Genomic DNA, 12,110 nt, shown 5'->3' on the forward strand with positions numbered 1-12,110 from the left:
GGTCCGCTCCGGGAAGGCCACCCACCACGCCGGCAGTGCTTTCCAGGATCTCTGGCCGTACCTGTCAGAAGACGACAGGTACGGCTGACAGCGTGGGGCGCACTCTCTCACGACAAGGAGTCGACTGGATGAGCGGCATCGAAAAGACCCTGATGGAGCTCGAGCAGCGGATGCTGGATGCTGACGCGGCCTATGACGAGAAGTTTTTCGAGGAGTACTGCGCCGACGACTTCGTCGCCATGGGACATTACGGAATCGTGCCCAGGCAGCAGGTGCTCGACATGTACGTCGCAGGAAGCGGGAACCCCGACCGGCGCAACCGAGCACACGATGTCGTGGTCAAGCCGCTCGGCGACGCGGGAGCCGTGGTCACCTACAAACTGACAAGCACCAGCGGTGACGAGACGTCCTCATGGCACGCCTCGACGGTCTACCGCCGGACCTCCGAGGGCTGGCGCGTCGTGCTCCTCCACCAGACACCCATGTAGGGTGCCGCACGCACTGATGTCCGGTGCCCTGCCCGTCATTACCCGTTGGTCATGGTGTTGTTGGTCTCATCCGCCTCGGCGACCGTGTTGGCGGGATCGACGCGGGCCTGGATGAGCGAGCTGAACTGATCGGCCGCCGACGGGCCCTTCGCCTTGATGGTGATCGTCGCGGTCTGGCCGCTGGACGGCGACTGGTTCTGGGCTCCATCCAGGGTGCCCGTACAGGCGACGGTCGGAACGGCGGGGACACAGACGTAGGTATCCACCCTGGAGGGGGCGAACACGTCGAAGACGATCGTCCGCTCGTCGTCGTCGGCCAGCGGGGTGTCGTTGTTGTACCCGTCCAGGACGCCACCCGTGCAGACGCCGTCAGGCTGACAGGTGAACGCGCCCTCCCCCGGTCTGGAGTCGTACGCCGCCCGGAAGACCGCGCCAGCCGGCAGCAGGTCGCGGACGCCCACGTTGAAGGCCACGGCCGCACCGGTGTTGCGCACCGTCACCGCGTACTGCAGTTGCCCCGCCGGTGCCACCGTCCCGGCGGGCCGGCTCTGCGTGACGTCGACCGTCAGGTCGATGTACGTCCCGTCGCCCCCGATGTCGACGATCAGCGACTCCTCGTCGCTGTTGTTGGTCTCGTCACCCTCGGGGATCTTGTTCTCGAAGTCCACGATCGCCTGGTTGGTGTACACGTCAGGACGGGTGGGAGCGAGCAACCCGATGCGGATGACGCGCGTGGCGTCGTCCGCCTGGGGTGTCTGCTCTTTCGACCCGTCCAGCACGCCGTTGACGCACACGACGGGCGAGGCCGTGTTGCACTCGAACGCCCCCGGCCCCGGGTCGAGGTCCTCGGCGAACCGCACGCTCGCCCCCGCCGGGATGATGTCCTGAAGGTTCACGTGGAAGGCGACGTCGGTCCCGGTGTTGGAGACGATCACGTCGTACTCCACCATCCCGCTCGGTGCCACGACGCTGTCGGGGTAGACCTGCCGCTTGTCGACCGTCAGATCGTGGTAGACGCAGCATCCGCCGAGCCGGATGTCGGTGGCGCGGATGTTGATGTTGTTGTCCTCCAGCATCTCGGCGATCTTGTTCTCGTGATCCATGCGGACCTGGGTCTTGATCAGTGCCGGTGGCGCCGGAGCGAACAACGTCACCTTGATGGTGGCGAAGTCGGGCGCCAGCGTGTGGTCGTGCGTGCCGCGCAGGATCCCGCCGATGCAGTTGACCGCGCCGTCGGCGCCCGTGCAGGTGAAGTTGTGGTTGCCGACGTCCACCGCCTCCCGGAACCGCACCCCGGCGGGCAGCAGGTTCTGCAGCGTCACCGCCTCGGTGTCCTGCGTGCCGATGTTGAACACGGTGATCGTGTAGACGAGCGTGCCGCTCGGCGCGACGGCCGGCTCGCTGTCGGCCATGACCGTCAGGTCGACGCCGGTGGCGATGTCCGTCGGCGTGGCGAAGGAGTTGTTGGTCTCGTCCGCCTCGCGGATGGCGTTGGCGGGGTCGACGGTCACCGTTGAGGTGATCTTGCCGGGTTTCGGCGCGGCGACCACGGTCACCGTGATCGTCTCCACCGTGCCGCCCGCCGAGCCACTGCTGGTGGCCCCGCGCACGGTCAGCCCGGTACAGGTGACGACGTTGTCCTGGGCGCCGCACTCGACCCCGTCCGGCCCCTTGAACGACTTGAACGTCGTGCCGTCCACCAGCGGCTCGCGCACGACGACGTTCCTGGCGTCGTCCAGGCCGCTGTTGCCGACGGCGATCACGTAGTCGAAGCTGTCGTGGGCGCGGAAGGCGTCCGGTGCCGGCGGGTCGCTGTGGTTGACGGCGGCCGTCTGGACCACGCTCAGGTCGACGCCGGGGCGCACGGTCGTGGTCGTGGTGGCCGAGTTGGACACGCCCGTGTTCTTGATGTTCCCGGTCACCGTGGCGGTGTTGACGATGCGGGAACCGGCGGTGGCCACCACCTTGCCGGTGATCGTGACGTCCAGGCTCTCGCCCGGGTCCAGCCGCAGGCTCGGGCTCCTCTGGGTGCAGGTGACCTTGGAGGCTTCCACCGTGCACGTGCCCTTGGTGGTGGTCGCCGTGACGCTCGCCGCGTCGAGTCCCTGCGTGCCGTCGACGACCACGACATCGTCCGCACGCGTCGCCGCCGTGTTGACCACATGAATCCTGAACGTCTCGACGTCGCCCGGACGTATCGGGTCCACCAGATCCGTCTTGGTGATCGTCAGATTGGTCTGCGCCGGCGGCGCCGGCCGGTTCGACACCAGCGACCCGGTGTTGTTCAGCTCGTTGGACTCCGGGACCGCGCCGTACGGGTCCACCACGGCGGTGTTGTCGAACGGGCCCGGGTCCACGCCGGACCGGGCGATGACGGTGATCGTCGCGTTGGTCCCGGCATTGACGCGCCCGCCCTTACAGGTCACGGTCAGCGAGGGAGCCGGAGTGTTCTCGCAGGTGAACAAGCTCGTGCCGGCGGCCGAGACGAACTCGAAGCCGTTGGGCAACGTGTCGATCACCACGACGTCGGTGGCGTGCGCGCCGCCGGCGTTGTTGACCGTCAGGTCGTAGCGGACCTCCTGGTCGTCACCGATCTGCGCGGGCCCCTGGATGCTCACCGACAGCTCGGCCTGCGGCGTGGTGGGCTGGTTGCTCACCAGCGTGGAGACCGTCGAGGACACCGCGAAGGTCTGGCTGGCGTGCGTGCCCGCCACGGTGGCGGTGTTGTGCAGCGTCTCGCCGTTGGCGGCGGTCACGATCCCGCGGATGGTCACCCGCCACGGCTGCCCGCCGTCCAGGCTGCCCGCCCGGCAGGTCACCAGCCCGGCCGACTCGGAACACGTGCCCACCGAACTGGTCAGCACCAGGCCGGTCATGCCCTGCACCTGGTCGGTCAGCACCACCTCGTCGAGCCCGGCGCCGGACGTGTTCGCCACGTCGATCGTGTAGGTGAGCTGCGACCCCGAGGCCACCGGGCTGGAAGGCGGTGGCAGACCAGGACCCGGCGGGGGAATCGCGGAGGCCGTCATGGTGATGGTCGCCGGCTGCGCTGCCGCCGCCGGGGCACTGGCCGCGACCGTCAGGCCGGAGGCGACCAGTATCAGAGCGGCGAGGGGGGCCGTCGCCCGCCATAAGCCACCTAAGGGCTCGGACATCAATCCTCCGTGTGAACCGAAGTGTTGATCAACGCAAGCATCTAACCAAGGGGGCTGCGGGAAGGCCACGGATGTAACTTGTTTCCGTCGGATCGATCCGGCGACCTGCTTGTTTCAGAGCTCGGCGACACCGAGTCGCCCGTCCCGGCACGATCGCCGATCACTCGGACCGTGCGAGCCGAGGACGGCTGTGCCCCGCGACGATGGTCCTCCCCCCGAAAGCGGCTTGACACCTTGAGTCCCGGCAGGCGAGTGTATGGGTTTCAGAAACCGGTTACAGCGGAGGACTACAGGTGACCACCCCCACCGATTGGGAGTCCCGGATCTCCCGTCGTTCTGACAGCACTCGACGCAGCGAACCCCCTGTTCTTCCTCCGCCGGCCGGCCTGGTGGCCGAGTCCGGCGCCGGCCATGTGACGTTGCGGTGGGAGCCGGCGGAGGGCGCCGTGGGCTATCTCGTCCACCGTGCCGAAAACCCGCAGGGGCCGTTCGCACCGGTGGACCATCTGGGTCAGGACGTGCTGTCGGTGCCCGACACCTGGTACGTGGACACGACGGGCATCCCCGGCGTGCGGTACTTCTACGCGGTGGCCTCCGTTCCCGAGGTGACGATCACGGGCGCGCTCTCCCCGGCCGTGCCGGCGGAGTCGTCGCCGCCGGACGGTGGCCGACCGCTGGTCACGGCCGAGGTGGGCACCCGGGAGGCGCCCCTGCACAAACCGTGGGTGCCGATGATCGGCAGCGAGCGACTCAGCCAGTTGCGCTGCGCCGACCTCAGCGGCGGGCGGCCGATCGGCGTGGAACTGCTGGCCGCGCTCAAGCGGGTGCGCGAGGAGATCGGCGTCGAGACCGTGCGCGCGCACGCGATCCTCCACGACGACCTGGGCGTCTACCGGGAGGTGCACGGCGAGCCCGTGCACGACTTCAGCGCCGTCGACGAGGTGTACGACGCCATCCTCGGCATCGGCCTGCGCCCGGTCGTCGAGATCGGCTTCATGCCGCGCGATCTGGCCGCCGACCCGTCCAGGACCGTCTTCGACTACGGCGCGATCATCTCGCCGCCCAAGGACTGGCAGCGCTGGGGCGATCTGGTGCGCGCGCTCGTGCAGCACCTGGTGGACCGGTATGGGCTGGAGGAGGTGCGCGGCTGGGACTTCGAAGTCTGGAACGAGGCCAACCTGGAGGTCTTCTGGTCGGCCGACCGCGAGGCGTGGATGCGCCTGTACGACGTCACCGCGTTCGCCGTGAAGGACGTCGACCCCGCGCTGCGGGTCGGCGGGCCCTCCTCGGCTGCCGCCGGCTGGGTGGACGAGCTGCTCCAGCACGTCGCCGAGTCGGGCGCCCCGCTCGACTTCGTCTCCACGCACACCTACGGCAGTCCGCCGCTCGACCTGCGCCCCACGCTGGAACGCTTCGACCGCTCCGACGCCCGCATCCTGTGGACGGAGTGGGGCGTCACCCCCACGCACTTCAACCCCGTCAACGACGGCGTCGCCTCGGCGATGTTCCTGCTGCAGGGCATGCGCTCGGCCGCCGGGCGGCTCGACGCCCTGTCCTACTGGGTGGCCTCCGACCACTTCGAGGAGCTCGGCCGCCCGCCTCGGCTGCTGCACGGCGGCTTCGGCCTCATCACCGTGGGCGGCATCGCCAAGGCCCGCTACCACGCCCTGTGGCTGCTGTCGCGGCTGGGCGACATCGAGCTGCCCGTCACCCTCGACGGCGACGGCTCCGGTGGCCTCGTCCAGACGTGGGCGAGCCGCCGCGCCGACGGCACGCACGCGATCCTGGTGTGGAACCACACACTCGACCACTCCAAGGCCGGCGGCGGCACCGGGCTCGATCGCCGTGTCCGCCTGTCGGTCCCGGGCCCCGGCCGGCCCGTCACCCTGACCCGTCTCGACGGCGAGCACGGCGACGTCGCCGTGCTCGCGGCAGAGCTGGGCGTGGGCGAGTGGCCGGACGAGGAGCAGTGGGCGCGGCTGCGCGCAGCGGACAGCCTGGTGTCGCAGGCCGTCACCGGTCAGGCCGGTGACGGCCACGTCACGGTGGAGTTCGACCTGCCTCAGCCGGGCGCGGTCCTCGTGGAGCTGTGAGGGCGATGGGGACCGCCCGCGCGGTCCCCATCGCGGTTCGCGGCCGGGGCGAGGTTCGGGATGGAGTCGAGCAGCAGCCTGGTGTAGTCGTGCTCGGCCTGGCCGATCACCCGCATCGTCGGCCCGCTCTCCACGACCTGCCCATTGCGCAGCACCAGCACCTCATCGGCCAGCAGGCGGGCGCTGAGCAGGTCGTGGGTGATGTAGAGCATGGCGATCCCGCGCTCGCGCACCAGCCGGTCGAGCAGTTCGAGGATCTCGGCGCGGATCGAGACGTCCAGCATCGAGAGGGGTTCGTCGGCCACCACGACCTGCGGCTCCGGCGCCAGGGCGCGGGCGATGACGACGCGCTGGCGCTGGCCGCCGGAGAGCTGGTGCGGGAGCTTGTCCAGGAACTGGGTGGGCAGGCCCACGGTCTCCAGCAGGCCGGCCGCGCGGTCCCTGGCCGCCGCCGCCGACAGGCCCAGATGGTTGCGGAGCGGGCGGGACAGCGCGTAGCCGAGAGTCCGCGTGGGGTTGAGCGCGGCGAAGGGGTCCTGGAAGACGAGCTGGACGTGGCGGCGGTAGGCGCGCAGCCGTCTGCCGCGCAGCCGGCCCACGTCCAGGCCGTCGTGGAACGTCACCGAGCCCGAGGTCGGCCGCTCCACCCCGGTGACCAGCCGGGCCAGGGTGGTCTTGCCGGAGCCGCTCTGTCCCACCAGGGCCGTGACGCGGCCTCGGTGCAGGTCGAAGGAGACGCCGGCCACAGCGCGGGTGACGCTGCGCCGTACCTGGTAGTCCTTGACCGCGTCGCGGACGGAGAGCACCGGATCGTCCGGGGGAGCCTCAGGGCGTGGGGTGAAGGCGCCGGCCGTGGCCGTCTCCGGGATCTGTCCGGCCAGCAGGCAGCGGGCCGAGCCGCCCGCCAGGGGCAGCAGGTCGGGGTGGGTGGTGTGGCACTCGCCGAGGACAGCGGGGCAGCGGGGGGCGAACCGGCAGCCCGCGTGCTCCACCGAGAGGTCGGGCGGCCGGCCGGGCACGTAGTCGACGGTGATCACGGGGGCGCGCGGGTCGGCGTAGGAGCCCAGGAGGCCGCGGGTGTAGGGGTGGAGGGGCCTGGCCGGCATGGCGGCGGCCGGTTGGTCCTCGACGAGTTCGCCGGCGTACATGACCATGACGCGGTCGGCCAGCTCCATGACCGTCCCGAGGTCGTGGCTGATGAACAGGACGGCGAAGCCCAGTTCCGCCCGCAGGTCGCGCAGGTGGTCCAGGATGCGGCGCTGGACGACCACGTCCAGGCCGGTGGTGGGCTCGTCGAGGAGGACGAAGCGCGGCCGCAGCGCCAGGGCCAGGGCCAGGGCGGCACGCTGCTTCATTCCGCCGGACAGCTCGTGCGGGTAGCGCGCGGCCACGGAGGGCTCCAGCGAGACCGTCTCCAGCAGGGCCGCGACGTCGCCGGTGGTGTCGTGGGCGCGGAAGGCGTCCTCGAACTGCGCGCCGATGGTGATCACCGGGTTGAGGGAGTTCATGCTGCTCTGGAAGACCGTGGAGAGCTTGGCCCAGCGCAGCGACCGCAGCTCCTCCTCCGGGCAGGAGGTGATGTCGGTGCCGTCGAAGACGACCGAGCCGCCGGTGATGGCGGCGGGCCGGTCCAGCAGGCGCAGGACGGCGTTGCCGAGCGTGGTCTTGCCGCACCCGGACTCCCCCAGCAGCCCGACGAACTCGCCGTCGGCCACGTCGAAGCTGACCTGGTCGACCGCTCGGACCGGCGGGGCCTCGCGTGGGCTGTAGGTCACTGACAGGTTCCGGACCTCGAGCAGTGCCATGTCAGTCCTCCTCCCTGAGATGGGGGTTGCTGAGCGCGTCCACCCCGAAGTTGATCAGGGTGAGCGCGATCATCAGCGCGGCGAAGGCCATCCCGGGCGCGACCAGCCAGGCCCACTGGCCGCTGAGCATCGCCCCGCCGGTGTTGGCGCGGTTGAGCATCGTGCCCCAACTGGTGCTCTGCGGGTCGCCCAGGCCGATGAAGGACAGCCCGGCCTCGCCACCGATCGCCCCCATGCACGCCCCCATGAAGCCGACCACGACCAGCGACGTCATGTTCGGCAGAATCTCGCGGGCGATGATGCGGGCGGTGGAGTCGCCGGCGAACTTGGCGGCGGTCACGTAGTCGCGGGTGCGCAGGCTGATGATCTGGGCTCGCTTGATCCGCGCGCCGTACGCCCAGCCCGTGACGCTGATGATGAGGACGACCAGCCAGATGCCCTTGACCGGCGCGTAGGCCGCCAGCGTGATCATCAACGGCAGCACCGGCACGACCAGGGCCAGGTTGGTGAAGAACGACAGGATCTCGTCGACGATGCCGCGCAGGTAGCCGGAGGTGAGCCCGACCGCCAGGCTGATGAGCGTGGACAGCGTCCCCGCCGCCAGGCCCACGATCAGCGAGATGCGCGCGCCGTGGATGAGCTGGGAGAGCACGTCCTCGCCGCGCGCGGTGGTGCCCAGCCAGTGCTCCGCCGAGGGCGTCTGCGACAGGCCGAAGGAGTCCGCCAGCGGATCGTAGGGCGCCAGCCACGGCGCGAACACGCCCATCAGCACGAACACCGCCAGCATGACGAGCCCGATCCGGCACTTGCGGTTGCGCCAGAGGATCGCGTACCAGGTCACGGGGCCGCCTCCTTGCGCACCCGCGGGTCCAGCACGCCGTAGAGCATGTCGGCCAGGAAGTTGGCCAGCAGGACGCCGATGGTGATGAACAGGAACAGGGCCTGCATGAGCGGGTAGTCGCGGTTGGAGACGGCGTCGAGCATCATGCGGCCGAGCCCCGGGTAGTTGAAGATCGACTCCACCAGCACGGTGCCGCCGAGGATGCCGCCCAGCGCCATGGCGAAGCCGGTGACGTTGGGCAGCACGGCGATCCGCGCGCCGTAGGTCAGCGCGATCCTGGTCTGCGGCAGGCCCTTGGCCCTGGCCAGGCGCGCGTAGTCCTCACCGAGCGTCTGCACCATGTTGTTGCGCATCCCGATGATCCAGCCGATCGGGCCGACGATCAGCAGCGCGAGCCCCGGCAGCACGCTGTGCTGGACGGCGTCGGAGATGAACAGCCAGTTCCAGCCGGGGGTGCTGCCCGGCCCCCAACCGCCGCGTTCGGGGAACCAGTTGAGCGTGAAGGCGAAGACGTAGATGAGCAGCAGGGCCAGCCAGAAGAACGGCAACGTCCCGACGAACGTCGAGCCCAGCGTGATGAAGGAGTCGGTCCGCGTGTTGCGCCGATAGGCCGCCCACGCGCCCATCAGGGTGCCGATCACGAAGGAGATCACGTGCGTGACGCCGACGAGGATGACCGTCCACCACAGCGCCTGCCCGATCATGTGGGTGACCGGGTAGGGGAAGTAGGTGTAGGAGACGCCGAACTCGCCCTTGACCACCGCTCCCATGTAGTCCACGTACTGCTGGAGCAGGTTTCCGTCCGGTGTGCCCAGCATCTTGCGCACAGCCGTCACCTGGGCCGGGTCGATCGCCTTGTTCTGGCCGCTGAGCTTCTGCACGATGGTCTCGGCCGGATCGCCCGGCTGGAGCCGCGGGATGAGGAAGTTGAGCGTGACCGCGGCCCACAGGGTGGCGGCGAAGAAGCCCGCCCGCCTGAGGAAGTACCTCATGCCGGGCGCAGCCTCGTGATGATCAGCAGATCGTCGCCGGGCGCGGCGTAGGGGTCCTGCTCGCTGGGCCAGCCGACCGCCTTGGCGGTGCGGTACTGGAACCACTTGGCGCCGTACCACAGCGGGATCACCGGCACCTGGTCCATCATGATCTTCGCCAGCCCGGCGACTGCCTGCTTCTGCACGCTCTCGTCGGGTGAGACGCGGAGCTGCTCGACCAGCCGGTCGGTCTCGGGGTCGTTCCAGCGGACGTGGTTGGCCGCGGCCTTCTTGCCGATGGGCGCGCTCTGGGCGGTGCTGAGCGGGTCGGCGAAGTTCTGGTACATGTTGCAGGAGCCGCCGAAGACGCCGTACAGCATGTCGAAGTCGCCCACGGCGCGCTCGCTGTCGAACGTCGGGAAGTCGGGCGTCTCCAGGTTCACGTCGAAGCCGAGCGCCGTGAGGTTCTTGACGGTGATCTGCGCGGCGGTCAGCCAGTCGGTCCACTCGCCCGGCACCTTGAAGGCGAACGCGATCGGCTTTCCGTCCTTGCCGAGCCTGCGGCCCTTGGCGTCCTTGGCGTAACCGGCCGTGGTGAGCGCGGCGTCGGCCTTGGCCGCGTCGTAGGGGATGCGGCCCTCGTCGGCGATGCCCTGGGGCAGCCAGGCGTTCTGGCCGGGCACGATCAGGCCGGTCTGGCTGGCCTGCCGCACGTAGCCGTACTGCGCCTTGTCGATGATCTGCTTGTGGTCGAAGGCGGTGGTCAGCGCCTTACGGAAGGCCAGGTCGTCGAAAGGGGCCTTGGTGAGATTCAGGTAGACGGCGATCACACCGCCCGGCGGGTACCAGTAGTGGTTGTGCTCGGGGTCGCGGTCGACGAATGCCTTCTTGACGTCGGGCACGAACATCGCGTTGTGGTCGTACTCGCCGCGGCTCAGCTTGAGCTGATCGATCGATCCGCCGCCGTCGGCCTTGTGGAAGCGGATCTCCTGCACCTTGATCTTGTCGGCCTGCCAGTACCGGGGGTTGCGCTCGATCGCCAGTTGCTGACGGTTGAAGGACTTGACCAGGTAGGGGCCGGTGCCGACGGGCTTGTCGGCGTTGACGAAGGTGACCGGGTCGGCCTGCGTGGACCAGATGTGCTCAGGGACGATGGGCACGTCCACCGCCTTGGTGAAGGCCGCGGCGCCCGGCTCCTTGAACGTCATGGTGATCGTGTCCGGCGCGGTGGTCGTGACGCTCTTGATGTAGCGCCAGACGCCGGCGGTGTCCAGGGCCTCGTGCTTCTTGATCAGGTTGTAGGAGTAGTCGACGTCCTTGGCGGTGAGAGGCCGGCCGTCGCTCCACTGCACGCTCTGGCGGATCTTGAAGGTCAGGGTTCGCGGGTCGGCCCAGGCGAAGGACTCGGCCAGCCAGGGAACCGGCTCGCAGGAGTACTTGTTGAAGATCACCAGCTTCTCGAACAAGTAGCCGACCGCGCCCAGGTGGGTGGCGGTGAGGTAGGGGTTGTAGTTGGCCTGCGGCTCCGCGCCCCCGCCGAAGTCGCCGTAGTCCAGGAAGTCGACCATTCCCCTGGCCGCAGTGGTGTTGGTGGCGGCGCCCTCGGTGCCGGTGCACCCGGCCGCCATCACTAACACCAGGGCTGCGATCGCTGTCGCACGTCTCACTGCTGTCTCCTTACTCATGTGCGGGGGCACCCGCAGCTCTCGCGCAGCACGGGCTCGGTGGTGAGCACCGCGTCCATGACGGCTCCGGGGTTGCCCAGGCCCGAGATGAGCAGGCGGGCGGTGGTGGCACCCAGTTCCCTGATGGGCTGGCGTACCGTGGTCAGCCGGGGCTGGACCAGCGAGGCCATCGGTACGTCGTCGAACCCCGTGATGGCCACCTCGCCGGGGACGGACAGGCCGCGTCCGAGAGCGCCGATGAGCATGCCGAGCGCGGTCTCATCGTTGGCGCAGACCACCGCCCGCGGCGGCTTCCTGCCATCGAGCAGTTCGCCGGCGGCCAGCACGCCGTCCGATTGCTGCAGGCCGAGCCTGATGGGGCTGCGTGGCACGGCCACGCGGGCCGCCTTGTGCGCCGCCTTGAAGGCCTCCCAGCGCTCGGTCACGTCGGGCGAGCCGTCGGGGTTGCCGACGAACGCCAGCCCACGATAGCCGTGGTCGACCAGCAGATGCCTGGTGAGCTCGCCGATCGCGGAGTTGTCCGCCCGGACCGCGGGCACGCCGTCCAGCGGCCGGCCGGCCAGCACGACGGTCGGCACCTCGGCGGCGATCCGCCGCATCGTCTCGGTGCTGACGGTGTCGCCGTGCACGGCGACACCGTCCACGCGCGAGGCCATGTCCAGCACGTTGCCGTCGGAGTCGGCGCGGTGATGGGTGACCAGGATGTGCACCCCGATGCCGGCCGCGACGGCCTCGGCTTCGAAGCCCTGGACGAGCTCGGAGAAGTACGGACCGGCCAGGCCGGGGAAGACGATGGCCACCGAGCCGTGCTTCTGCTGGGCCAGGGCGCGGCCCATCTGGCTGGGACGGTAGCCGTACTCGTCGATGACACGCAGCACACGCTCGCGCATCTCGGGACTGACCTGCCCGGTGCCGCGCGAGACGCGAGAAACCGTCGCCACTGACACCTCGGCGATCCTGGCGATCTCGCGGACCGTCAGCCGCTTGTTGCCCATTCGCCGCTGCCTCCGTAACGTTTGCAGTAACCGCTTTCAGGGACCATATGTGAGGACCCTCACGGCGGCAAGACCCT

Annotated in this window: 8 protein-coding genes; 2 read left to right on the forward strand and 6 right to left on the reverse strand. The window is 69.6% G+C overall.

The window, feature by feature from the left end:
• The first annotated feature begins 128 nt into the window (after positions 1–128).
• On the forward strand, positions 129–488 hold the full coding sequence (locus tag FAF44_RS26090; protein WP_237105893.1) for a nuclear transport factor 2 family protein: 360 nt from the start codon (positions 129–131) through the stop codon (positions 486–488).
• Positions 489–526: 38 nt separating this feature from the next.
• On the opposite strand, the gene FAF44_RS26095 is transcribed toward FAF44_RS26090, so the two are convergent.
• Entirely contained in the window at positions 527–3,460 is a 2,934-nt protein-coding gene (locus tag FAF44_RS26095) for a DUF11 domain-containing protein (RefSeq protein WP_237105894.1), read from the reverse strand.
• 629 nt (positions 3,461–4,089) lie between these two features.
• Here FAF44_RS26095 and FAF44_RS26100 point away from each other — a divergent pair.
• Positions 4,090–5,736, forward strand: coding sequence for a hypothetical protein (locus FAF44_RS26100; RefSeq protein WP_237105895.1), 1,647 nt, complete (start codon positions 4,090–4,092; stop codon positions 5,734–5,736).
• On the opposite strand, the gene FAF44_RS26105 is transcribed toward FAF44_RS26100, so the two are convergent.
• From FAF44_RS26105 to FAF44_RS26125, 5 genes are read right to left on the reverse strand one after another with little or no spacing between them, the layout of a single operon-like run.
• On the reverse strand, positions 5,706–7,541 hold the full coding sequence (locus tag FAF44_RS26105; protein WP_237105896.1) for an ABC transporter ATP-binding protein: 1,836 nt from the start codon (positions 7,539–7,541) through the stop codon (positions 5,706–5,708). The two genes, FAF44_RS26100 and FAF44_RS26105, sit on opposite strands and share 31 nt — an antisense overlap.
• 1 nt (position 7,542) lies before the next feature.
• Positions 7,543–8,382 (reverse strand): ABC transporter permease, encoded by an 840-nt coding sequence (locus tag FAF44_RS26110; protein WP_237105897.1) that lies wholly within the window; start codon positions 8,380–8,382, stop codon positions 7,543–7,545.
• A complete protein-coding gene (locus FAF44_RS26115; RefSeq protein WP_237105898.1) occupies positions 8,379–9,374 on the reverse strand; it encodes an ABC transporter permease in 996 nt (331 codons plus the stop codon). Before FAF44_RS26115 ends, FAF44_RS26110 begins: the two co-directional genes overlap by 4 nt.
• Positions 9,371–11,020, reverse strand: coding sequence for an ABC transporter substrate-binding protein (locus tag FAF44_RS26120; protein ID WP_237105899.1), 1,650 nt, complete (start codon positions 11,018–11,020; stop codon positions 9,371–9,373). The genes FAF44_RS26115 and FAF44_RS26120 overlap by 4 nt, the downstream gene beginning before the upstream one ends.
• 14 nt (positions 11,021–11,034) lie before the next feature.
• The gene (locus FAF44_RS26125) at positions 11,035–12,033 is read right to left on the reverse strand and encodes a LacI family DNA-binding transcriptional regulator (RefSeq protein ID WP_237105900.1); all 999 of its coding nucleotides are present in this window, start codon (positions 12,031–12,033) and stop codon (positions 11,035–11,037) included.
• Positions 12,034–12,110 lie beyond the last annotated feature (77 nt).

This window comes from Nonomuraea sp. MG754425, assembly GCF_021699195.1.
Classification (GTDB): domain Bacteria; phylum Actinomycetota; class Actinomycetes; order Streptosporangiales; family Streptosporangiaceae; genus Nonomuraea.